At 61.4% G+C, this 24,348-nt stretch carries 19 protein-coding genes; all 19 read left to right on the top strand.

Annotated elements, in window-relative coordinates:
- The first annotated feature begins 181 nt into the window (after positions 1-181).
- The 19 genes from HMPREF3055_RS00370 (at position 182) to HMPREF3055_RS00460 (ending at position 24,269) form a co-directional block, all read left to right on the top strand.
- Entirely contained in the window at positions 182-1,537 is a 1,356-nt protein-coding gene (locus tag HMPREF3055_RS00370) for a M50 family metallopeptidase (protein ID WP_070633914.1), read from the top strand.
- 139 nt (positions 1,538-1,676) lie between these two features.
- Positions 1,677-2,819, top strand: coding sequence for a flavodoxin-dependent (E)-4-hydroxy-3-methylbut-2-enyl-diphosphate synthase (gene ispG / locus HMPREF3055_RS00375; RefSeq protein ID WP_044142245.1), 1,143 nt, complete (start codon positions 1,677-1,679; stop codon positions 2,817-2,819).
- Positions 2,820-3,013: 194 nt separating this feature from the next.
- Complete coding sequence (locus tag HMPREF3055_RS00380; protein WP_070737269.1) at positions 3,014-4,309, top strand: GNAT family N-acetyltransferase; 1,296 nt, start codon at positions 3,014-3,016, stop codon at positions 4,307-4,309.
- Between the two features lie 112 nt (positions 4,310-4,421).
- Entirely contained in the window at positions 4,422-6,254 is a 1,833-nt protein-coding gene (locus tag HMPREF3055_RS00385) for a proline--tRNA ligase (protein ID WP_070737272.1), read from the top strand.
- A gap of 2 nt (positions 6,255-6,256) precedes the next feature.
- Positions 6,257-6,928: a ribosome maturation factor RimP gene (rimP, locus tag HMPREF3055_RS00390; RefSeq protein WP_049356023.1), complete on the top strand. Its 672-nt coding sequence runs from the start codon at positions 6,257-6,259 to the stop codon at positions 6,926-6,928.
- A 109-nt stretch (positions 6,929-7,037) separates the two neighbouring features.
- The gene (gene nusA / locus HMPREF3055_RS00395) at positions 7,038-8,135 is read left to right on the top strand and encodes a transcription termination factor NusA (protein WP_005507909.1); all 1,098 of its coding nucleotides are present in this window, start codon (positions 7,038-7,040) and stop codon (positions 8,133-8,135) included.
- Positions 8,136-8,386: 251 nt separating this feature from the next.
- Positions 8,387-8,728: a YlxR family protein gene (locus HMPREF3055_RS00400; RefSeq protein WP_005507088.1), complete on the top strand. Its 342-nt coding sequence runs from the start codon at positions 8,387-8,389 to the stop codon at positions 8,726-8,728.
- Between the two features lie 219 nt (positions 8,729-8,947).
- Positions 8,948-11,809 (top strand): translation initiation factor IF-2, encoded by a 2,862-nt coding sequence (infB, locus tag HMPREF3055_RS00405; RefSeq protein ID WP_070737275.1) that lies wholly within the window; start codon positions 8,948-8,950, stop codon positions 11,807-11,809.
- Between the two features lie 174 nt (positions 11,810-11,983).
- Positions 11,984-12,424, top strand: a complete 441-nt coding sequence (gene rbfA / locus HMPREF3055_RS00410) for a 30S ribosome-binding factor RbfA (RefSeq protein WP_005507090.1) — start codon at positions 11,984-11,986, stop codon at positions 12,422-12,424.
- Entirely contained in the window at positions 12,425-13,522 is a 1,098-nt protein-coding gene (gene truB, locus HMPREF3055_RS00415) for a tRNA pseudouridine(55) synthase TruB (RefSeq protein ID WP_049338489.1), read from the top strand.
- Between the two features lie 221 nt (positions 13,523-13,743).
- Positions 13,744-14,481 carry a DUF4345 domain-containing protein gene (locus HMPREF3055_RS00420; protein ID WP_049338490.1) on the top strand — a complete coding sequence of 246 codons (738 nt, stop codon included), beginning with the start codon at positions 13,744-13,746 and terminating at the stop codon, positions 14,479-14,481.
- 262 nt (positions 14,482-14,743) lie between these two features.
- Positions 14,744-15,760 carry a bifunctional riboflavin kinase/FAD synthetase gene (locus tag HMPREF3055_RS00425; RefSeq protein ID WP_070687911.1) on the top strand — a complete coding sequence of 339 codons (1,017 nt, stop codon included), beginning with the start codon at positions 14,744-14,746 and terminating at the stop codon, positions 15,758-15,760.
- 260 nt (positions 15,761-16,020) lie between these two features.
- Complete coding sequence (locus HMPREF3055_RS00430) at positions 16,021-16,479, top strand: S-ribosylhomocysteine lyase (protein ID WP_005507094.1); 459 nt, start codon at positions 16,021-16,023, stop codon at positions 16,477-16,479.
- A complete protein-coding gene (mtnN, locus tag HMPREF3055_RS00435; protein WP_049362930.1) occupies positions 16,479-17,372 on the top strand; it encodes a 5'-methylthioadenosine/S-adenosylhomocysteine nucleosidase in 894 nt (297 codons plus the stop codon). Before HMPREF3055_RS00430 ends, mtnN begins: the two co-directional genes overlap by 1 nt.
- A gap of 218 nt (positions 17,373-17,590) precedes the next feature.
- Complete coding sequence (locus tag HMPREF3055_RS00440) at positions 17,591-17,929, top strand: hypothetical protein (protein WP_049344379.1); 339 nt, start codon at positions 17,591-17,593, stop codon at positions 17,927-17,929.
- Between the two features lie 252 nt (positions 17,930-18,181).
- Positions 18,182-19,588 carry an amino acid permease gene (locus HMPREF3055_RS00445; protein WP_070737278.1) on the top strand — a complete coding sequence of 469 codons (1,407 nt, stop codon included), beginning with the start codon at positions 18,182-18,184 and terminating at the stop codon, positions 19,586-19,588.
- Between the two features lie 276 nt (positions 19,589-19,864).
- Entirely contained in the window at positions 19,865-20,134 is a 270-nt protein-coding gene (gene rpsO, locus HMPREF3055_RS00450) for a 30S ribosomal protein S15 (protein ID WP_005507098.1), read from the top strand.
- Positions 20,135-20,517: 383 nt separating this feature from the next.
- Positions 20,518-22,737 (top strand): polyribonucleotide nucleotidyltransferase, encoded by a 2,220-nt coding sequence (locus HMPREF3055_RS00455; protein WP_070633921.1) that lies wholly within the window; start codon positions 20,518-20,520, stop codon positions 22,735-22,737.
- 200 nt (positions 22,738-22,937) lie between these two features.
- The gene (locus HMPREF3055_RS00460; RefSeq protein ID WP_070737281.1) at positions 22,938-24,269 is read left to right on the top strand and encodes a M16 family metallopeptidase; all 1,332 of its coding nucleotides are present in this window, start codon (positions 22,938-22,940) and stop codon (positions 24,267-24,269) included.
- Positions 24,270-24,348: the final 79 nt, after the last annotated feature.

The following is a 24,348-nucleotide window of genomic DNA, read 5'->3' on the forward strand; positions in this document are numbered from 1 at the left end:
GTGCCCCTGTAGGAACGAGGACGAACACCACCCCTCCACATGCCCGCACCTCACCGGAGGAAGGGTATAGCGTACCCACCCACACCGTCCTGCATAGTCATATGAGGCGGGGGAGGGCGCCTTCACAGGCTAAGCGAGTATCCTAGAAGCTTCGTATCCCCGAACCGAAACGAGAAAAAGCGTGGAAATCCTGCTGTACGCTGTGGGCATTATCCTCATGGCAATCGCTATTGCCGTCTCGATTGCCCTGCACGAGGTGGGGCATCTGGTGCCCGCGAAGCTGTTCAATGTGCGCGTTCCGCAGTACATGATTGGCTTCGGTAAGACCGTGTTCTCTTTCCGCCGCGGCGAGACTGAGTACGGTTTCAAGGCGATCCCGCTGGGCGGCTACATCTCGATGATTGGCATGTACCCGCCGAGCCCTGCTGAGGTGAAGGAGCACCATGAGGAGGGCCATTCGGGCAGTACCAGCCCGTTTGCGTCCATGGCTGAGGAGGCGCGTGCGGCGGATGCTGAGCGCCTGAAGCCCGGTGATGAGGACCGCCTGTTCTATAAGTTGCCGGTGCTCAAGCGCATGGTGATTATGCTGGGTGGCCCGACCATGAACCTGCTGATTGGTGTGGTGTGTACTGCTGTGCTGATTTGTGGTTTTGGTACGGCGCAGGTGACGAATAAGGTGTCGGCGGTGTCTGAGTGCGTGCCGAGCGTGAATGTCACTCATGATTCGATTAGCTATGGCGAGTGTACTGATAAGTCCACTCCGTCGCCTGCGAAGGCTGCTGGTGTGCAGGTGGGTGACCGTGTGGTTGCTGTGAATGGTGCGTCGACGGGTTCGTGGGAGGCTGTGTCTTCGGCGATTCGTGCGGCGGGTTCTCATCCGAGCACTTTGACGGTGGAGCGTAATGGTCAGCGTCTGGATTTGTCGGTGACTCCGGTTGAGATGATTCGCCCGGTTTCTGATGGTAAGGGCCAGTATGCGCGTGCTGCGGACGGTTCGATTGCGACGACTCGTGGCGGTTTTGTGGGTGTTTCGCCGTCGAGTGAGTTGGTGCCGGGTTCTATTACTGAGGTGCCTGCGATGGTGGGCGATACGCTTTCGCGTGTGGGTTCGTCGATGTTGTCGTTGCCGCAGCGTGTGTGGGAGTTGACGGTGACTTTGGTGACTGGTGGTGAGCGTAGTGTTGAGTCGCCGGTGTCTGTGGTTGGTGTGAGTCGTATTGCTGGTGAGGTGACGGCTACTGACCGTATTGATGTGAAGGCGAAGGCTGCGATGTTGGTCTCGCTGGTGGCGAATATGAATTTGATGCTTTTTGCGTTTAATCTGATTCCGCTTCTGCCTCTGGATGGTGGCCACGTGTTGGGTGCCCTCTGGGAGGGTGTGCGTCGTTTCTTTGCGCGTTTGACTGGGCGTAAGGATCCGGGTCCGTTTGATCCGGTGAAGTTGTTGCCGTTGACGTATGTGGTGGCTGGCGCGTTCATTGTGATGTCTGTCATTCTGATTGTGGCGGATATTGTTAAGCCCATCACCCTGTTTTAGTGTGTTGTTGCACGCGGTAAGGGTACCCGTATTAGTGGTTTCTTTCGCGTCAGTGGCACAATAAAAAGTTGAACGAAGGATGCGTCGTACGTCCTTCATAACCCATGTATGGAGGAAAACCTTGTCGGTCAGCCTTGGTATGCCGAAGCCCGCTCCCGCGGTTCTGTCCCCGCGTCGTAAGACTCGCCAGTTTAAGGTGGGTTCTGTCGGTGTTGGTTCTGAATCTCCGATTTCGGTGCAGTCGATGACGACCACTAAGACCCACGACATTGGTGCGACTCTGCAGCAGATTGCTGAGTTGACCGCTGCCGGTTGCGATATTGTGCGTGTGGCGTGCCCGACTGATAAGGATGCGGAGGCTCTGCCCATTATTGCGAAGCAGTCCCGTATTCCGGTGATTGCTGATATTCACTTCCAGCCGAAGTACGTGTATGCGGCTATTCAGGCTGGTTGCGGTGCTGTGCGTGTGAACCCGGGTAATATCCGTAAGTTCGATGACCAGGTGAAGGAAATCGCTCAGATGGCTTCGGACCACGGCGTTTCTCTGCGTATTGGTGTGAATGCTGGTTCGCTGGATAAGCGTCTGCTGGAGAAGTACGGTAAGGCTACTCCGGAGGCTCTGGTTGAGTCTGCTGTGTGGGAGGCTTCGCTCTTTGAGGAGCACGGTTTCCGTGATTTCAAGATTTCTGTGAAGCACAATGACCCTGTGGTGATGGTGGAGGCGTACCGTCAGCTGGCTGAGCGCGGTGACTGGCCCCTGCACCTGGGTGTGACTGAGGCTGGTCCGGCGTTCCAGGGCACTATTAAGAGCTCGGTGGCGTTCGGTACTCTGCTGTCTCAGGGTATTGGTGACACCATTCGCGTGTCGCTGTCTGCTCCTCCGGTTGAGGAGGTGAAGGTGGGCACCAAGATCCTGGAGTCGCTGAACCTTCGCCCCCGCAAGCTGGATATTGTTTCTTGCCCGTCGTGTGGTCGTGCGCAGGTGAACGTGTGGGAGCTTGCTGAGAACGTGACTAAGGGCCTGGAGCACATGAAGGTTCCGCTGCGTGTAGCCGTGATGGGTTGCGTGGTGAACGGTCCGGGTGAGGCTCGTGAGGCTGACCTGGGTGTTGCGTCCGGTAACGGTAAGGGCCAGATTTTTGTGAAGGGTGAGGTCATTAAGACTGTGCCTGAGGATCAGATCGTTGAGACTCTGATTGAAGAGGCGACCCGTATTGCTGCTGAGATGGAGGCTTCGGGCGAGTATGTTCCCGAGGGTTCCCCGGCTGTTTCGGTGAGCTAGTTAGCTTTTGTGCGCGGAGGCGCCCTGGTGAGGGCGCCTCCGCGCTTTTCCGGTTATGTCCGGTTATGGTGGTGGCAGGCTTGGTGCTTGCCGCTGCTGGTTGTGGCCGCAGGATCCGGTCGCTTTTTCGGGGGTGCGTGTCCCCGTGGTTTCACTTATTTTTTTGCCGCTCATTCTCTATCACTCACCAGGTCATGTTCACTCTTTTTTCTCGCCGCCGTAAGGCTCATCGTGCCCGGCGTGTTGCTGTTTCGTCTGTTGCTGTTTCGTCGATGGATTCTTCCCCTATGCCTGATCGCGTGAAGGAACACGTTTTTGCTCTGGATGCTCGGTGGTGCGATGAGCTGGAGGAGGTCCTGTTCAGTGACCCGGTCCCGAATCTGTACTCCATTGAGCATTATTTGGCGTGCCCTCTTCCGGTGAGGTCCCCGCGTATTCCGCTGCACTACTATCAGGGTTTTGTGGGTTGTGAGCGTGACGGGCAGTTGTGCTGTGTGCTGCTGTTGGGTTCGAATGTGGTGCCGGTGCGGCTGTGCGGTGCCGCAATTGAACATGTCGCAGTTGAACATGTCGCTGTTGAACATGCTGAGCACGATGTGGATTCTCCCGTTGCTGAAGCGGCGGATGCCACCACCCTGGACACTCCCGCCCTGGACACAGTGGCGCTGGATGCTACGGCGCTCGCACATCGTGACGCGCTGGCTCAGCTGCTACTGCAGGTGGGTTCTCGCCTGGATTCCATGTTCGGTGAGAGCGCCTTCGTGATGCCCCTGTGGACGCGCATGCAGGAGCTGTGCGAGCAGACTCGCGGCGCTAAGAGCCCGCTACTGCAGATGCTGCAGCCGAGCCTGGGTGACGGTTGCGATCACCGTGCACGGGTTCTGTCGGAGCGTCCCAATCAGCCGCTACTGTATCTGCCGCCGGAGAAGGACCTCGCCCGCTTCTACGAGGCGGAGCTTCCTGAGCTGCCGGCGCACCTGCCCGCGCCTCTCAAACCCGAGCCCCTCAAGCCGGGGCAGAGCCCCGCCGGTGCTGTCCAACTCAGCGGTGAGCCTGCCGGGTATGCGCGCCTCGCCACCTCCGCGGACCTGGGGGAGCTTCTGCCCGCTGCAGCCGCCATGTTCACCGAGGAGGTCGGCTTCGACCCGGTTGCCCGCTACGGGGAGGGCTACGCGGCGCGCCTGCGCACGCTGATTGCCGGTCAGCGTTGCGCCATTGTCACCGATGTGAACGGTCGCGTTATCTTCAAGGCGGATGCGGGCATCGTGAACCTGGATGCCGCGCAGGTGCAGGGCGTGTGGCTGCACCCGGACTACCGCGGCTACGGGCTGGCTAAGCCGTTCTTTGCCGCCGCCGCGCAGATTCTGCAGCGCCGCTACCCGCATTTGAGCCTGTACGTGAACGACTACAACGCCCGCGCTCTTGCCATGTACCGGGGGACCGGTTGGGAGCAGATTGGGCAGTTCTCGACCATCATTTTTGAGCGCTAAACACGCCGAACCCTAAAACGCTATAAAATTAAAGACGACTGTGCCTTTTTCGTGGCTTACCCGGTGAGCCGTGGGCACCCTACCTAAACCTATCGACCTTTCAAGGAGAATCGTGGTACTTCGCCTTTCCAACCTCTTCGTGCGCACTCTGCGCGAGGACCCCGTAGACGCTGAGGTCGCCAGCCACAAGCTGCTGGTTCGCGCCGGTTACATCCGCCGCGCAGCCCCGGGCGTGTACACCTGGCTGCCCCTGGGCCTGAAGGTACTGCGCAAGGTCGAGAACATCATCCGCGAAGAGATGGACGCCATTGGTGCGCAGGAAGTTCACTTCCCCGCACTGCTGCCCCGCGAGCCCTACGAGGCAACCAACCGCTGGGACGAATACGGCGATAACCTCTTCCGCCTCAAGGACCGCAAGGGTGCCGACATGCTGCTGGCACCCACCCACGAGGAAATGTTCACCCTGCTGGTCAAGGACCTGTACTCCTCCTACAAGGACCTTCCGGTTTACCTGTACCAGATTCAGACCAAGTACCGCGATGAGGCGCGCCCCCGCGCGGGTCTGCTGCGCGGCCGCGAGTTCGTCATGAAGGACTCCTACTCCTTCAACATTGACGATGAGGGCCTGAACGAGGCGTACATGGCGCACCGTGCCGCCTACCAGCGCATTTTCGAGCGCCTGGGCCTGGAGATTGTCATTGTGACCGCACAGTCCGGTGCAATGGGCGGCTCCCGCAGTGAAGAGTTCCTGCACCCGACCCCCATCGGTGAGGACACCTTCGTGCGTTCCGCGGGTGGCTACGCGGCAAACGTTGAGGCCGTCACCACCGTGGTTCCCGAGGAAATCGAAATCACCGTGGACACCCCGGCGGCACTCGTTGTGGACACCCCCGACTCCGCCACCATTGAGACCCTGGTGGAGCGCATGAACGAACTACACTCCGAGGTTATCGGCGGCACCCTGGATGCTTCGCAGACCCTCAAGTGCTTCCTGGGCACCGTCATCACCCCCTCCGGCGAGCGTAAGGTCTTCGCCGTGGGCGTTCCCGGCGACCGTGCCGTGGACCTGGGCCGCGTTGAGGTCAACATCGGCGCCCTGCTGGGCATCGGCGGCGAGGTTGAGGTTGAGGCAGCCAGCGAAGAGGACCTGAAGGCATACCCCCAGCTGGTCAAGGGCTACATTGGCCCCGGCCTGAGCCTGGATGCGCCCCTGTTCGGTGCGCACACCGAGGACGAGGATGCGGTAGCTTCCGCAACCGGCATTCCCTTCTTCGTTGACCCCCGCGTGGTGCGCGGTACCCGCTGGGTGACCGGCGCAAACGAAGAGGGCAAGCACGTGGCGAACCTGGTCTTCGGCCGCGACTTCACCGCCGACGGCGTCATTGAGGCGTGCGAGGTGCGCGAAGGCGACCCGGCACCGGACGGCTCCGGCGAACTGGTGGCAGCCCGCGGCATCGAGATGGGTCACATCTTCGCCCTGGGCCGCAAGTATGCTGAGGCACTGGGCCTGAAGGTTCTGGACCAGAACGGCAAGCTGCAGACCGTGACCATGGGCTCCTACGGCGTGGGCGTGACCCGCGCACTGGCTGCTATCGCCGAGGGCAACCACGACGAGAAGGGCCTGATCTGGCCGCGCAACCTGGCACCGGCAGATGTGCACATCGTCATCACCGGCAAGGACGCAGCATCCCACGAGTACGCTGAAGAGCTCAGCGCATCCCTGGAATCCGCCGGCCTGCAGGTCATGCTGGATGACCGCCCGAAGACCAGCCCCGGCGTGAAGTTCGGCGACGCCGAGCTGCTGGGCGTGCCCACCATCCTGGTGATTGGTCGCGGCTTCAAGGACGGCGTGCTGGAGCTGAAGGACCGCCGCAGCGGTGAGGCTCGTGAGGTGTCCGTGGAGAACACGGTGGCTGAGGTCATCGCAGAAGTCAAGGGAGCGTAATCGTGGCATACAAGCCGAAGCGTTCTGGCTCTAAGAAGAGCGCCCCGAATGCGCGCGCTCGCCGTGCCGCATCCCGCGTGGCGAATGGTGTGAACGCTCCCCGCACTCGCGCTGATAGCGAGCCCGTGGTGGAGGCACCGGTGCGCGTGGGTACCCGCGCGATCCGTGAGGAAGAGGTTGCCGAGGCGATTGCCCCGGTTATCTCCGAGTTCTCGCTGGTGCTGGAGGGCCTGAAGATTTCGGGCCCGGCGGCGAACCGTACCGTGAAGATTACGGTGGACTACACCGCTGAGCGTACCGATTCGCTGTCGCTGGATTCCCTCGCGGAGATTTCCGGTGCGATTTCGAGCGCCCTGGACCGTGCGGATGAAAACGACGAGTTCTTCCCCTACGAGCTGGAGGTGTCCTCGCCCGGTGCTACCCGCGCCCTGACCGAGCGCCGCCACTGGGAGCGTGCCCGTACCCGCCTGATTGCGGTCACCGCACCCGACGGCACCGAGTACCTGGCGCGTCTGCACGAGGTGCAGGATGAGGGTCCGGTGCTGGCTCGTAAGAAGAACACGAAGAAGGGCCAGAAGGAGTCGTACCACGAGCCGAGCTTGCTTCCGTGGGAAAATATTGCTTCTGCTCACGTCGAGATTGACTTCAATTCGCCCGCTGAGCCGGTAGAATAGAGTTATTAAAGCTTCAGGCACGGGGTGTTCCGTGTCAGGTATATACCGTTCGGGAGCCGGGGCGCATTGAGCGTCCCGGCGCCGTGCTAACTGGGAAAGGCTGAAAAGCGTGGAGGATATTAAAACTATTGACCTGGGCGCACTGCGCGCATTGGCGAAGCAGCGCTCTCTCGTCATGGAGGAGCTCTTCACCCTGGTTGAGAACGCCCTGCTGCTCGCGTACATGAAGCAGCCCGGCGCCATTAAGGGTTCTCGTGCCGTCATCGACCACACCACCGGCGAGTTCGTCATTCTGGCTCCTGAGCTTGATGAGGACAACCAGAAGATTGACGAGTTCGACGATACCCCGAACAACTTTGGCCGTATCGCTGCCGCAACCGTCCGTCAGGTGCTTTCGCAGCGTCTGCGTGACGCTGAGGACGCATCCGTTCTGGGTGAGTTCAAGGATCGTGAGGGCACCCTGGTGTCCGGCGTGATCCAGCAGGGCAACAACCCGCGTATGGTTCAGGTTGACCTGGGCACCGTTGAAGCTGTTCTGCCCAGCAACGAGCAGGTTCCGGGCGAGAAGTACCCGCATGGCTCCCGCCTGCGCGCCTACCTGGTTGAGGCTCGCCGCGGCCCCAAGGGCCCCTCGATTGTGGTTTCTCGTTCGCACCCGAACCTGGTTCTGCGCCTGTTCGAGCACGAGGTTCCCGAGATTTCTGAGGGCCTGGTTTCCATTAACTCCATCGCACGTGAAGCTGGTCACCGCTCCAAGATTGCTGTGTCCGCGAAGAACCCGACCATTAACGCTAAGGGTGCGTGCATCGGCGATATGGGTGCCCGCGTGCGTGCGGTTGCTGCCGAGCTGAACGACGAGAAGATTGACATTGTCGACTACTCGACCGATCCGGCAACCTTCATCGCTGCGGCGCTGTCCCCGGCGAAGGTCACCGAGGTCATTATCGCGAACCCGCGTGAGTACTCCGCTCGTGCCGTGGTTCCGGATGACCAGCTGTCCCTGGCTATCGGCCGTGAGGGTCAGAATGCGCGTCTGGCAGCGAAGCTGACCGGCTGGCGTATCGATATTCTCTCCGAGTCCAAGTACGCTCAGGTTCGTGCCGAGGAAGAGGTTGCAGCTCGCGTGGCTCGTAGCCTGGCTGAAGAAGCTTCCGCTGAGAAGGCAATTGAAGAAGCAACAGAAGAGTCCGCACAGGACGCTGAATAAGCATTAGCCCCGGTGAGGGGCGTATCCCGCGGCATATCCTTTTGATGCAGGCGCAAGAGATCGGGCAGTAACGTGCCCGGTGTTCTTGCGCCTGCGTCACAGTTTTGCCCATGATTCTTAAAAACGGGATACACTATTAAGATGTGCCGGTGTGTAACCGGGCGCTTTAACGCGCCCTCGCATACACCGGATGGAGCATCACGAATGTACTGCGAACGCGGTTCTACACACGCTAGAGAGGGGAGAGGACCATGAGCGATCACGACCTCACCGCAACCTCCGAAGCGTTTGAAGGACCGGTCCGCACCTGCATCGGATGCCGTGCCCGCGATGAACAGCGCAACCTGCTGCGCATCGCCCGCACACCCGTCACGTCTGCTACCGAGCAGGCGGACACCCCGCCCTATCAGCCCGATACGGCGGGAACTATGCCCGGACGAGGCGCTTGGATCCATCCGAGCGAAAAGTGCGTAGCCGCTCTGCAGAAAAAGAACGGTCTGGCGCGCGCCTTCAAAAAAGCGGTCCCTGCAGCCCAGCTGCAGGCGTGCTGTGAGCAGATTCGAGCCGTTATTGCGGACTCGACCCCCTCATAGACGCTTTTCGGGTATATGCCCTCTGTAAGTCAACGAGTTTGACGACTTCTTATCTGAAAGCGAGTCAGAAAACTGATGGATATCTAATGAGTGCCGCGAAATGAGTACCCTTTCGTGCTCACCCACCGGCAATTTCACGAATTGGCGCGCCTTCGGGCGTGCACCCCGTAAACATTAGTGTCCGCACCATTCCCGGTGCGGACCGGGAATGGAGAAAATTTGGCTCAGCCTCGAGTACACGAGTTTGCTAAAGAAGTAGGCGTACCTTCCAAGGAAGTTATTGCCAAGCTTAAGGATATGGGCGAGTTCGTTAAGAGCTCCTCTTCCACCCTGAACCCCATGGTTCTGAAGAAGCTGCGCGCGGAATTCCCCGCCGCAGCCGCTAAGCCTGCCGCAAAGGCAGCACCCGCGGAGTCGGCAGCTAAGCCTGCCGCTAAGCCGGCACCCAAGCCCGCAGCAGCAAAGCCCGCCGCTAAGCCTGCGGCAGCCCCCAAGCCCGCAGCGGCAAAGCCTGCCGCTAAGCCGGCACCTAAGCCTGCAGCTAAGCCTGTCGCAGCTGAGAGCGCAGCTCCCAAGCCTGCAGCAGCTAAGCCCGCCGCAAAGCCGGCAGCAGCACCCAAGCCCGGCGGCCCCCGCCCGGGTAACAACCCCTTCGCATCCCAGCAGGGCATGGCACGCCCCGAGGCTGCACCGAAGCCGGCAGCACCCAAGCCTGCCGCTCCGAAGCCCGGCCCCAAGCCCGGTCCTCGCCCCGGTAACAACCCCTTCGCATCCCAGCAGGGTATGAAGCGTGGCGGCGGCGACTCCCAGCGTTCCGGCGGTCCCCGTCCGGCACGTAACGGTCGTCCCGGTGGCAACGGTGGCGCACGCCCCGGCGGTAACGGCGGTCCCCGCCCCGCAGGTGGCGCACGTCCCGGTGGTAACGGTGGCCCCCGTCCGGCAGCTGGCGCACGTCCCGGTGCACCCCGTCCGGCTGGTGGCGGCGGCGCACGCCCGAACCCCTCGATGATGCCCAAGGTTTCCAACGTTGGTGGCGGCGCGTCCGGTTCCAACAACGGCGGCGGTAACGGCGGCGGCGCACGTCGCGGCGGCGGTTCCGGCGGCTTCAACCGCGGTCCGGGTCGTCCCGGCCCCGGCGGTCGCGGTAATGCACAGGGTGCATTCGGTCGCGGTGGCTCCAAGCGTAAAGGCCGCAAGTCCAAGGCAGCTCGCCGCCATGAGCAGGAGCAGCTGAACGCACCGGCACCCGGTGGCGTGGTTGTTCCTCGCGGCGACGGCTCGACCGAGATTCGTCTGCGCCGTGGCGCGTCCATCATGGACTTCGCTGAGAAGATTGGCGCAAACCCGGCATCGCTGATTACGGTTCTCTTCCACCTGGGTGAGATGGCTACCCAGACTCAGTCCCTGGACGAGGAGACCTTCGAGCTGCTGGGTGCCGAACTGGGTTACTCGATCAAGATTGTTTCCCCGGAGGATGAGGAGCGCGAGCTGCTCGAATCCTTCGACATCGACCTCGAAGCCGAAGCAGAAGCTGAGGGCGAGGACGTTCTGGAGGTTCGTCCCCCGGTCGTTACCGTCATGGGTCACGTTGACCACGGTAAGACCCGCCTGCTGGACGCTATCCGTAACACCAACGTCATTGATGGTGAGGCCGGCGGCATTACCCAGCACATTGGTGCATACCAGGTCCACACCACCGTTGAGGGTGAAGACCGCGCGATTACCTTCATCGATACCCCCGGTCACGAGGCGTTCACCGCTATGCGTGCCCGTGGTGCGAAGGTCACCGACGTGGCAATCCTCGTGGTCGCAGCGGATGACGGCGTTATGCCCCAGACCGTTGAGGCACTGAACCACGCACAGGCAGCTAACGTGCCGATTGTGGTTGCTGTGAACAAGATCGATAAGGAAGGCGCGTCCCCGGACAAGATCCGTGGCCAGCTCACCGAGTACGGTCTGATCCCCGAAGAGTACGGTGGCGACACCATGTTCGTGGACGTCTCCGCTCGCAACGGCACCAACATCGACGAGCTGCTTGAGGCTGTCACCCTGACCGCTGACGTGCTCGAACTGACCGCTAACCCGAACAAGGAAGCACGCGGCGTTGCTATTGAAGCAAACCTGGACAAGGGCCGCGGTGCGGTTTCCACCGTCCTGGTTCAGTCCGGTACCCTGCGCGTCGGTGACGCTATCGTTGCCGGTGTTGCTCACGGTCGCGTTCGTGCAATGTTCGATGAGAACGGTCAGGCTGTGAAGGAAGCTGGCCCGTCCCGCCCCGTTCAGGTGCTGGGTCTGTCCACCGTTCCTCGTGCAGGCGACACCTTCCTCTCCACCGAGGAAGAGCGTACCGCTCGTCAGATCGCTGAGAAGCGTGAGGCTGCTGATCGTAACGCTCAGCTGGCTAAGCGTCGTAAGCGCGTGACCCTCGAGTCCTTCGATGCCGCTGTGGCTGAGGGCAAGATGGACACCCTGAACCTGATCATTAAGGGTGACGTCTCCGGTGCTGTCGAAGCGCTGGAAGAGTCCCTGATGAAGATCGACGTCGGTGGCGACGAGGTTCAGCTGCGCGTCATCCACCGCGGTGTGGGTGCTATTACCCAGAACGACGTGAACCTGGCTACCGTGGACAACGCGGTCATCATCGGCTTCAACGTCCGCCCGGCAGAGCGCGTTGCAGAACTTGCCGACCGCGAAGGTGTCGAGATGAAGTTCTACTCGGTCATCTACCGTGCGATTGAGGAAATTGAGCAGGCCGTCAAGGGTATGCTCAAGCCCGAGTACGAGGAAGTGGAGCTCGGCTCCGCAGAGATCCGCGAGGTCTTCCGCTCCTCCAAGTGGGGCAACATCGCAGGTTCGATCGTCAAGAACGGCATCATCAAGCGCAACGCCAAGGCACGCCTGGTGCGCGACGGTTCCGTGGTGGCAGACAACCTCACCATCGAGTCGCTGCGTCGTTTCAAGGACGACGCTACCGAGGTTCGCGAAGGTTTCGAGTGTGGTATTGGCCTCGGCTCCTTCAACGACATCAAGGAAGGCGACATTATCGAGACTTGGGAGATGCGCGAAAAGCCGCGTGTCTAAGACTCACACGCTGATGCGCCCGTCACCCGCTAGTGTTCCCGCACCCGCAGGCTTCTAAAACTTAGAGCCTGCGGGGCGGATGCTGGCGGGGCGGGCGCTTCCGCATTACCTGGAACGCCTCCGTAACACCCCGAGTGTTCGCGGAAGGCGCCACGATATTTCAAGGAGAAACACATGGCTGATGCAGCCCGCGCGGCACGACTTGCCGACCGCATCAAGGTAATTGTGGCGAAGGCGCTGGAGCGTCGTGTTAAGGATCCCCGCCTCGGTTTTGTGACCATTACCGATGCCCGCGTGACCAACGACCTGCAGCACGCAACCCTGTACTACACCGTGTTCGGCTCCGAAGAGGACGCCGCAAACACCAAGAAGGCGCTGGAATCCGCTAAGGGTATTCTGCGCGCCGAGGTGGGTAAGAACATCACAGCCCGCCTGACCCCCACCCTGACTTTCGTCGCTGATGAGGTTCCCGAGAACGCCTTCCACATTGAGGCGCTTCTGCGTGAGACTCGCGAGCGCGACGCCGCCCTGGCTGCTGCAGCTGAGGGTGCCGAGTACGCTGGTGAGGCTGACCCCTACAAGAAGGATGAGCCTGCCGAGGGTGAGGACGCCTAAGTGGCGAAGAAGCAACCTCAGGGCCCGTCCGGCCTGATGGTCATTGATAAGCCCGCCGGGATGAGTAGCCACGACGCAGTCTCTCAGATGCGTCGTATTGCTGGCACCCGGCGGGTCGGTCACGCCGGTACACTGGATCCCGCCGCGACCGGCGTGCTGATTTTGGGCATCAATAAGGCAACGAAGCTGCTGACCTACCTGGTCGGTCAGGATAAAACCTATGACGCGACGATTCGCCTGGGCATTGAGACGCTGACTGAGGATGCCGAGGGTGAGCACACCGCCGCGCATCCTGATGCCGTCGAGGCGCTGACCGGTCTGGACGCTGAGCAGATGCGTGCGCGCATCCTGGAGGCTGTGGCGCAGCTGAGCGGCGATATTCTGCAGGTTCCTTCTGCGGTGTCCGCTATTAAGATCAACGGTGTTCGTTCGTATGCGCGTGTGCGTAGCGGTGAGCAGGTTGAGTTGGCGGCGCGTCCGGTGACGATTAGCGAGTTCACGGTACATTCCATCAACCCTGGTTTTGCCGAGTACGTGATTGAGGACCCCGAGAATGAGGGCGAACACGCGGCAACCTCGGTTCCCGTGATTGACTGCAAGGTGACGGTTTCGTGCTCTTCGGGCACCTATATTCGTGCCCTGGCGCGTGATTTGGGCAAGATTCTGGGCACCGGTGGCCACCTGACGGCTCTTCGCCGTACCCGTGTGGGCGCGGTGGTGCTTGAGGATGCCGCCGATTTGGCGCAGTTGAAGCAGCGCCGTGAAGAGTCGGAGGCACCGCTGGAAGATTTGCCGCTGCTTCCCCTGGAGGAGGCGGCACGCCGCATCTTTGGTGCGCGTGAGCTCTCTGCCGCGGAGGCGAGCGACATTTCTTACGGTCGTCGTATTAGCCCCAGCGGTGACGGTTCCGTGGTGAAGCGTTCCGTGCACGCGAGCGCGGATGAGTCCGGCGCGGTGCAGCATGCCAGCGTTGAGGGTATTGTGGCGGGCTTCGCCCCGGACGGTACCCTGGTTGCCCTTCTGGAGAATAAGAAGCAGCGCGGGAAGGTGCAGGCCGCTCCGGTGCTGGTTTTTGAGGCGAATCGTTCCTTCAACTAGGCGTTGAGGGCTTATGATGGGCGAAGAGGGTTCGGCGTTTGCGCCTGCCCACACCTGATTCCTTCAAGCCTGATTCCTCAAGCCTGATTGATCCAGTGCCTATTGAATATGCGCCCTACCGAATGTGCGCCCCCTATTCATTCAACACGCTAACGTAAACAACCCCTGAACACACATGACTACTCGTGCGGGTGCCGCCCGGCCCTGCTGAAGGAGAGAAGATGAGCGAGAACCAGAGCTCTGCTAAGAAGGCGAGTGAGCCTCGTACCGCGCCGGTACCCCGAGTGGAGTCTGCACAGGCTGAAGCTACCGTAACCGGGGCTGCTACTCAGAGCGGTGCCGCGAAGGCTGCCGGTGCTAAGAACGCTGAGCCTATTTCTGCGGCGAAGGCACCCGAGGGTGTTCGCGTAGCCGCACCGGCGTCCGGCGATAAGGCGTCGCAGAAGGCCGATAAGAAGGCTGAGAAGAAGGCAACCCGCGAGGCGTTTGCCCGCCCCAAGAGCCTTGAGGAGGCGGCTAAGCCTCAGAACCGTGCGGCGTTCCGCGCGGCGGTGGCGCTGTACGGTCTGTTCATGATTGCGTACGGTGTGTGGCAGGTTCTGGGCGGTGTCCGCGTCATTCCGGATGCGCCTCAGGACTTTGCGAACGCCTCGGTGCAGTCGAACTACGTGTTCTTCGCGGCAGCCTATGTGGGTGTGGGCCTGTCCTTCGTGTTCATTGCCCTGAAGTTCAAGTGGGTGAACATGCTCGTGTTCTCCTGCCTGGTGGTTTTCTTGGGCGGCGTGGGTCGTATCCTGTCGTGGGCGTTCTTCGGCACCCCGCACTGGTCGCTGATCGTGCTGATGGTGACTGAGCTTGTGATTCCTCCGTGCCTGCTGGTGTGGTACGGCTGGATTAACAAGTCCAATAAGATTCGCGAGGAGATGCTGAAGGCTTCTCGTAACCAGGCTCGTAAGTAGTCGTAACGCCCGGGAAGGTTCCTGCCGCACGGTGGGGTGCCTGCCCGGGCTTTCTTATGGGTGGGTGCTGCGCATGGATTTTCCAGGTGCTGAGGCTGCACAGTTGCGTGTTAGATACCCCGCCGCATCCGCAAAAGTGGGGGAGAAGGCACCGCCTGCGAGGGGCGCCGTTCCATTCCCTGTTGATTCCCGTTTTGAATTCTGCATCCTGCCGCCTGTGGTCTAGGATGGATAGGTACATTTATCTTTTTCAGGAGAGCCCGTGACCCTCTACACCGCTTTGAGCGAGGTCCCCGCCGGCTACGGCCCCTCGGTCGTGACCATCGGCAATTTTGACGGCGTGCACCGTGGACATGCCCGCGTGATTTCGCGCGTGGTCTCCCTTGCTGAAGAGCACGGTTTGAGCTCTATCGCGGTCTCTTTTGACCCGCACCCGATGCAGGTGCACCGTCCCGAGGTGACCCACCACGACATCATGGGTCAGGGCTCGCGCCGCTACTTCATGTGCCTGCTGGGCCTGAACGACTACCTGCTGCTGAACTACAACCTGGAGTTCGCTGCGCAGACCCCCGAAGAGTTCGTGAAGACCACCTTCGTGGATGCGCTGAACGCGCGTTTCGTGGTCATTGGTGACGACGTGCGCTTTGGCAAGAACAACTCCGGCGACCTGAACACCATGCGTGAGCTGGGGGAGAAGTACGGCTTCGAGGTCGTGGTCGTTGAGGACCTGATGGTGGATGAGAACACCCGCTGCTCCTCGACCCGCATCCGCCAGCTGCTGTTGGAGGGCGATATGCCCGCCGCAACCGAGCTGCTGGGCCGCCACCACATGATGGCTGGTGAGGTTGTGCACGGTCTGGCGCGTGGCCGCGAGCTGGGCTTCCCGACCGCGAACCTTGAGCTTGAGGCGCGCGGCCTGATTCCCGCCGACGGCGTGTACGCCGGCTGGCTCGTGGATGAACACGGTAACCGTCACCCCTCCGCTATTTCGGTGGGTACCAACCCGACCTTTGACGGTATTGAGCACCGCCAGGTTGAGGCGCACGTGATTGACCGTCCCGAGGAGCGCGTGGAGGATTTCAACCTGTACGGTCAGCGTGTGCTCATTGAGTTCGTGAAGCGTCTGCGTCCGATGGTGGCGTACACCGGTGTTGAGGCGCTGATTGAGCAGATTAACGATGACGTGGTGCAGACCCGCGAGGTGCTGGCTGAGGATGCGAAGAACTACTGTCCGCCGGAGTGCCCGGTACAGGCGGAAGTGAAGCATCCTCATCTCTAGAGCAACAGCCTGCGCTCATAGCTTTTGCCTTTAACGGCTTTGAAGCCCCGACGGCAGATTTTCGGATCTGCCGCGGGGCCTTTGCGTACCCGACCGGATGCGCAAAAGCGGGCACCTTCTTCGCACCTGACCGCCCGCGCCTTCCGACGAAACCTCGTGCCCCGCACGCCTTGACGTTCTGCGCTGCACGCCTTGACGTTCTGCGCCTCCCGTGAGGCACCCCTGTTTTAGTCGTCCCCGTTTTAAGAGAAGATAGAGTCATGGAAAAAATGAACGTCGAATCCTTCAACCTCGACCACCGCGCCGTGGCGGCACCCTACGTGCGTATCGCGGACCGCAAGGTTCTGCCCGGTGGCGACACCCTCATCAAGTACGATATCCGCTTCACTCAGCCGAACACCGCGCACCTGGAAATGCCGACTGTGCACTCCATCGAGCACCTGAGCGCCGAGCACATGCGCAACCACACCGACCGTCTGATTGACTTCTCCCCGATGGGCTGCCAGACCGGTTTCTACGCGCTGACCCTGGGCCTGGAGCCCGAGGAGTTCTTCCCCATCCTGGAAGCAACCCTCAACGATATCCTCAACGCGACCGAGGTTCCGGCAGCGAACGAGGTGCAGTGCGGTTGGGGTGCCAACCACACCCTCGAAGGCGCGCAGGCTGCGGCTCGCGAGTTCCTCGCGGCACGCGATGAGTGGGCTCAGGTGATGGCGTAATGAGCGCACAGATCCCTGACGCTTTCGCATCCGCCTTCAACCCGGTGGACTTTGACCCGAACGCTTTCGACCCGGCTGAGGCGTTCAACAGCATGTTTGAGCTGATGGACGGCATGTCCAACGCCATCATTATTCAGGTGGCAATGGATGAGGAACTCGCACCTTTCCTGAAGGTGACCGAGGAGCTGCAGCCGTCCTTCACCGAGGGGGCGGCGGTATTCCATCCGCGTTACCTGCAGGTGGGTGAGGACCAGGTTCCGCTGCTGCTGGTTCGCTCCAAGATCGGTCTGGTGAACGCGGCGAGCGCCGTCACCGAGGCGATCAGCTACTCCTCGAACTGCCTGGGCGTCATTAGCGCAGGTACCGCCGGCGGTTTGGCTCGCGGCATTAACGTGGGCGACGTGCTGATTGGCGAGAACTACACCTACACTGACGCCGACGCGACCGCGTTCGGTTACGCGCGCGGCCAGGTTCCGGGCATGCCCGAAAGCTACGACGGCCAGGCGGACGAGTGGCAGGATGCTCTGGAGCATGCGCTCGCCGCACTGGAACCGGTACGTGAGCAGGCTGAGAGCGCGTGGGAGGTGCGCCGCGGCCAGATGCTGGCGGGCAACTCCTTCGTAACCGCCCACAACGTGAAGGACACCCGCGAGGCGTTCGAGGGCGCCATCAGCACCGACATGGAGACCACCGCTATTGCGCAGGTCTGCCACAACTACGAGATTCCGTTTATCGGAGTGCGTTGCGTGTCTGATCTGTGCGGCCCGGAGGCTGACCAGGACTTCCATCTCTCCGTGGACGTGGTGGCTCCTCGTTCGGCTCGTTACGCTCTGCAGCTGGCTGCTGAGCTGTGGACCGAGGCGCAGCTGGAGGCACTGGAGCTGGCTCTCTAAAGCTCTAGAGCATGCGGCACGATGTGAGCTCGCATGCGCCAAGTGCCGGGGCGTGAACCTGACGGGTTTACGCCCCGGCATTTTTGTGCTGGTCTTTTTGTACTGGTTTTTGTACCCCAGTTCCTCTATTGCCCGGCACCTGATGTACCCGGTCCGTAAGAAACGCAGAAATATTAACCGCGGTGAATATACATTCTGTGTGTCGTGGAGTACTATGAATGAGGAAACTGTCCGATCTCACAGAGGAGTACGTCGTGAAGTTCTGCCCGACTCTCGCCTCCGTCACCGGTCTGCTCGGTGGCTACAAGGTTGCATCTAGCACCGGCATCCGCCCGCTCGGTGGCGCTATCCTGGCACTGTGCGGTGCCGTGGCTTACAAGAATTGGAAGCGTAAGGCTGGCGCAGGCCGTGCCACCTTCCTCACCGCTGTCTACCTCGGCGCGTTCGGCGCCGCTCATCCGCTCGCCAAGAAGCTTGGCGCGTGGCCTGCAGTCTACACCGTGACTGCTGCAACCGCTCTGTGCTCTATCGTCATTGGACGTAAGCGACAGAAGTAGTCTTTGACGAAAAGACGGCGGAAAGGCAACGTTGCCTTCCCGCCGTCTTTTGCGTTCCCTCCCACCGTACCGGTTGGGCAAAGACGCGCCGGGGCGACGCGCGAAGGCAACACCTTCTGCGCAACGCCCCATCACTCGATGGGGAGTGCATCAACCGGTACCGCTCTCAGCCGCCTGCTGAGCTGCGGCACCACCCGATAGGTTTCCCCGCCACCGGCGGGTACACCCCACGAGGTAAAGGAAAAGAAGAAGATGAATACCATTCCGGACTCATCCCCGGTACAGCAGGGCGTAGCTGAGGCTACCTCCGAGAGCCCGCAGCTAGCGCGTGGACTCTCCCTGCGTCACATCATGTTCATCGCCCTCGGCTCCGCCATCGGCACTGGCCTGTTCTACGGCTCTGCCTCCGCCATTCAGCTGGCGGGCCCCTCCGTGCTGCTTGCCTACGTTATTGGCGGCGCGGCAGTGTTCATGGTGATGCGCGCAATGGGCGAACTCGCCCTGGCGCACCCGGTCTCTGGCGCGTTCTCCGAATACGCCACCCGCTACCTCGGACGCTGGGCTGGCTTCGTGACCGGCTGGACCTACGCCCTGGAGATGGCGCTGGTCGCCATCGCGGACGTCACCGCCTTTGCCGTGTACATGAAGTTCTGGTTCCCGAACAGCCCCTCCTGGATCTGGATTGTCTCGGTTCTGCTGATTCTGCTCGCCATTAACCTGGCGAAGGTCAAGGCGTTTGGTGAGACCGAATTCTGGTTCACGCTCGTGAAGGTCAGCGCCATTGTCGCCATGATTGTTGGCGGTATCGCCCTGCTCTTCGTGGGTGTGCAGGCGCACGACTCCGTAGCGCCCTCCGTCACGAACCTCTGGGCTCTTGAAGGCGGCTTCTTCGCGAACGGTTTTACCGGCTTCCTCGCCTGCTTTACCGTGGTGATGTTTGCGTTCGGCGGTATTGAGAACATCGGTATTGCCGCTGGTGAGGCGAAGGACCCGCGCACCTCGATTCCCAAGGCGATTCGCACGGTGCCGTTCCGCATCCTCATCTTCTACATTCTGACCCTGTCGGTCATCATGTCCCTGTACCCCTGGTACTCGGTGACGAAGGCGAACTCGCCGTTCGTGCAGATCTTTGAGGGTCTGGGCATTCCGGCTGCCGCTTCGATTCTGAACGTGGTCATCATTACCGCCGCCATCTCTGCGCTGAACGCGGACGTGTACGGTGCCGGCCGCATGATGTACGGCCTGGCGAAGCAGAACCTGGCGCCGGCTTCCTTTGCGAAGGTTACGAAGAATGGTGCGCCCTGGATGACCACCCTCATCATGGTGCTGGTTATGGCGGTCGGCGTGATTGTGAACGTGCTCTTCGAGAACGCGTTCGAGGTGGTCGCCTCCCTGGCAACCTTCGCGACCGTATTCGTGTGGGTCATGATTCTGCTGGCGCACATTGCCTTCAAGCGCAGCGGCGCCGATACCGAGGCGCAGCCGGTGCGCCAGCCCCTGTGGTTGAGCTACCTGGCGTTGGCGTTCATGATCTTTATCGTGGTGCTCTTCGGCTGCTTCGCGGACACCCAGCTGGCGCTGGTGATGGGCGCAATCTGGTGCCTGTTCCTGCTGGTCTACTACCGCCTCGTGGTGGTCCGCGCTCGCAGTGAAGCATAAGCACTGAATAAACGTAGAGCCCACCGAATAAACGTAGAGCCCGGTATGAGAAACCAGCTGTGAAACTCGGCTGTGAAGCCCGGCGACCGGTAGTGTGATGAGCTACCTGTCGCCGGGCTTCTGCTCACCCTTCCGCGAAAGCGCCCCGGTAGCGTAGAATGGGAAGAACGCGTCTGCAGTCCGCAGTAGACGACGTGTATTACAGGGCGTAAGCCCACCACCCGGCGGCAACCGTCCGTACGGGACGTATGCGGTACTAACTCTAGGAGTTAAAAAGTGGCACTGGATCCCGCTGTCAAGCAGGCAATCATCAAGGAATACGCAACCCACGAGGGCGACACCGGTTCGCCCGAGGTTCAGATTGCAGTTCTGTCTCGTCGTATCGCCGACCTGACCGAGCACCTGAAGTTCCACAAGCACGATCACCACTCCCGTCGTGGCCTGATGATCCTCGTTGGTCGTCGCCGCAACATGCTCGGCTACCTGAAGAGCGTCGACATCGAGCGTTACCGTTCGCTGATCGAGCGCCTGGGCCTGCGCCGATAAAACAGGAGCGTCTTGACGCTTTTGTGGTGATTAATCGCCTTTAGGCGGTGTGTGCGGACGTGCTGTCAGCACTACCAGCCCTCCATTTCGGAGGCGGGTAGCGCCAGCGCGTCCGTACTGCCGCGTTGAGGGGCGCATCTTCCGCTGGCTAGATTCCCCTGGAACTCAAAGCTAGGCAACGTGAGAAGATGCCGTCCCACCTGAAAGAAAGAACACGGGCCGTACCGGCACACACGCCGCGGTCCTCGGTAGCGAATTACGGAACAACACCACCCCACAACCTCCCCGATAAAAGTCGGGCATAAGTAGGGGAGAGGTGCCGTGGTTTCCTATCGAAGGCCGACTCGTGCGCCGTACGGCCTACCAAGAAGAAAGAAGGAACCGTGGAAGGTCCCGAAATCAAGTTTGCCGAAGTCGAAATCGACAACGGCATTCACGGTAAGCGCCACGTGCGCTTTGAAACCGGCCGCCTTGCAAAGCAGGCAGCTGGCTCCGTCCTCGTCACCATCGATGACGAGACCACCCTGCTCTCCGCAACCGCAATCGGCAAGTCTCCCCGCGAGGGCTTCGACTTCTTCCCGCTGACCGTGGACGTGGAAGAGCGCATGTACGCAGGCGGCAAGATCCCCGCATCGTACTTCCGCCGCGAAGGCCGCCCCAGCACCGAGGCAATCCTGGCAGCCCGCCTGATTGACCGCCCGCTGCGCCCCGCCTTCACCAAGGGCATCCGCAACGAAGTTCAGGTCGTTGTGACCGTCCTGACCTACGAGCCGGACGAAATCTACAACACCTTCGCAATCAACGCTGCATCCGCATCGACCTCCCTGTCCGGTGCGCCGTTCAACGGCCCCATCGGTGGCGTGCGCATGGCACTGATCGACGGCCAGTGGGTCTGCTTCCCCAAGTACTCCCAGCTGGAAAACGCTGTGTTCGACATGGCTGTTGCCGGTCGTATCGTCACCAAGGCTGACGGTACCGAAGACGTCGCCATCATGATGGTTGAGGCAGAAGCAACCGACAACTCCTGGAAGCTCATCAAGGAAGACGGCCAGACCGCCCCCACCGAAGAGATCGTCGCAGAGGGTCTGGAAGCTGCTAAGCCCTTCATCGCAGCACTGTGCAAGGCACAGGCTGACCTGGTGGCTCGCGCAGGCAAGCCCGCCCTGGAGCTGCCCTTCTTCGGTGGCCACGGCGAGGACGTCGATGCAGCAGTTGAGGCATTCGCAGCAGACCGCCTGGCAGAGGTGTACTCCATCGCTGGCAAGCAGGAGCGCGAAGCCGCAGCAGCTGAGCTGCAGGAAGAGCTCATGGAAGCTCTCACCGGCGAAGGTAAGGAATTCGAAGAGCGCTCCAACGAGGTCTCCGTGGCATTCGCGGCACTGACCAAGCACGTGGTTCGCCAGCGCATCCTCACCGAGCAGGTTCGTATCGACGGCCGCGGCCTGACCGACATCCGCCAGCTCACCGCTGAGGTTGAAATCCTGCCCCGCGTTCACGGTTCCGCTCTCTTCGAGCGCGGCGAAACCCAGATCATGGGTATCACCACCCTGAACATGCTCAAGATGGAGCAGCAGCTGGACTCCCTGCACCCGGTCAAGTCCAAGCGCTACATCCACCACTACAACTTCCCGCCGTACTCCACCGGTGAGACCGGCCGCGTGGGTTCGCCCAAGCGCCGCGAAATCGGCCACGGTGCACTCGCAGAACGCGCAATCACCCCGGTGCTGCCCTCCCGCGAAGAGTTCCCCTACGCAATCCGTCAGGTCTCTGAGGCTCTGGGCTCCAACGGCTCGACCTCCATGGGTTCGGTCTGTGCATCGACCCTGTCCCTGCTGAACGCAGGTGTGCCGCTGCGCGCACCCGTTGCAGGTATCGCAATGGGCCTGGTCTCTGACGAGGTTGACGGCGAGACCCGCTACGCAGCCCTGACCGACATCCTCGGTGCGGAAGACGCACTGGGCGACATGGACTTCAAGGTTGCCGGTACCTCCGAGTTCGTGACCGCTATCCAGCTGGACACCAAGCTCGACGGCATCCCCGCATCCGTACTCGCTGGCGCACTGACCCAGGCACGTGAGGCTCGCCTGCACATCCTCGAGGTGCTTGTCAGCGCCATTGACGCACCGGACGAGATGAGCGAGTTCGCACCGCGTATTATCTCCGTGAAGATTCCGGTCGCCAAGATCGGTGAGGTCATCGGCCCCAAGGGTAAGATGATTAACCAGATTCAGGAAGACACCGGCGCAGACATCTCCATTGAGGACGACGGCACCGTGTACATCGGTGCAGCTGACGGCCCCTCCGCCGAGGCTGCACGTTCGGCAGTGAACGCTATCGCTAACCCGCAGGTTCCCGAGGTCGGCGAACGCTACCTGGGTACCGTGGTGAAGGTGACCGACTTCGGTGCCTTCATCTCCCTGACCCCCGGTAAGGACGGCCTGCTGCACATCTCCGAGATGCGTAAGCTCAACGGTGGCAAGCGCGTTGTTGACGCTGAGGACGTTGTCTCCGTGGGCCAGAAGGTCCAGGTGGAGATCACCAAGATTGATGATCGCGGCAAGCTCTCGCTGGCACCGGTCGTTGAGGGCGGCGACGACGAGTAGTCGTAACCCCCGCTAAGTGATGAGGGGCGTTCGGCGCACCCGGTGCGGTTCACTCCCCGCCGGATGCACCGGGCGCCCCTTCGCTGTGCTTGCCCTGCATCTTTTGATGCTCACCCACCCCACCAACTGTGGGACTGCCTACAGGCAGTGGGGCGGGAATGCTTACCTTCAGACGTACCTGTTGAAAGGTTCTTCTCCCTATGTCTATTTCCCTGCCCGTCGAGCTTGAGGCGATTGCCGAAGAGCTCAACTACGAGCACGGCCGCCTCATCTACGAGGGTGTAGGCGGTAACGAGGTGCGCCGTTCCATCCTGCCCGGTGGCGTACGCGTGATTACCGAAAAAATGCCCGGTACCCGCGGCGTATCCATCGGGTTCTGGGTGGGAGTCGGCTCCCGCGACGAAGCCCCCGGCATGCTTGGCTCCACCCACTTCCTGGAGCACCTGCTGTTCAAAGGCACCGGCACCCGCACCGCCCTGGACATCGCATCCTCCTTCGACGCGGTAGGCGGCGAATCCAACGCCCTGACCGCTAAGGAGCACACCTGCTACTACGCGCGTGTGCTCGACGATGACGCACCCATGGCGGTGGACGTCATCACCGATATGGTCACCAACGCACTGCTGGACCCGGCTCACCTGGAGCAGGAACGCGGCGTAATCCTCGAAGAGATCGCCATGGACCAGGACGACCCGACCGACGTTGCTTTCGAGAACTTCGTGGAGCAGCTCATGGGTGAGAACCCGCTGGGCCGCCCCATCGGCGGTACCCCGCAGGAGATTACCGAGGTGCCGCGTGACGCCGTGTGGGAGCACTACAAGCGCTACTACACCCCGGACCGCCTGGTCATTTCTGCCGCCGGTTCGCTGGAGCACAGCACCATGGTCCGCCTCGTGCTGGAGGCGCTGACCCGCTACGGCTGGAACCTGCAGGAGGGCGTGGCACCGGCACCGCGTCGCGTACGCACCGACAGCGGCATTGTTCCGCTGAGCGAGCTGCGTGAGGTGGAGAAGGGCTTCGAACAGACCAACATTGTGATGGGCTGCCCGAGCATTATCGCCGGTGACGACCGCCGCTACGCGATGAGCGTGCTGACCAGTGCATTCGGTGCGGGTATGTCCTCGCGCCTGTTCCAGGAGATTCGCGAGAAGCGGGGCCTCGCCTACAGCACGTTCGCGTTCTCCGGTGCGTACTCGGATGCAGGCTACTTCGGCATGTATGCGGGCTGCCTGCCCGCTAAGACCGAGCAGGTGCGCGAGGTCATGGGCTACGAGTTCGATAAGCTCGCCACCGCCGGTATTACCGAGGAGGAGCTGACGAAGGTCCGCGGCCAGCTGGCTGGCTCCACCGTGCTCGGCAGCGAAGATTCGGGCTCGCGCATGTCCCGCCTGGGGCGCGCCGAACTGGATTCGGGTCTGTTCACCAGCACCGACGAACTGCTGGAGAAGATTCGCGCGGTCTCCCTGGAGGAGGTTCGCGATTTGGCGGCGTACCTGGGTGAGCAGCAGATGATTACCACCACCGTGCGCTAACCCCTGAGCACTTCTGAAACACAGAAATGCCCGTTCCTTCCCCTATACAAGGGGGAGGAACGGGCATTTTCGTTCATCG

The sequence above is a fragment of the Rothia sp. HMSC061C12 genome, assembly GCF_001815755.1.
Lineage (GTDB): Bacteria > Actinomycetota > Actinomycetes > Actinomycetales > Micrococcaceae > Rothia > Rothia mucilaginosa.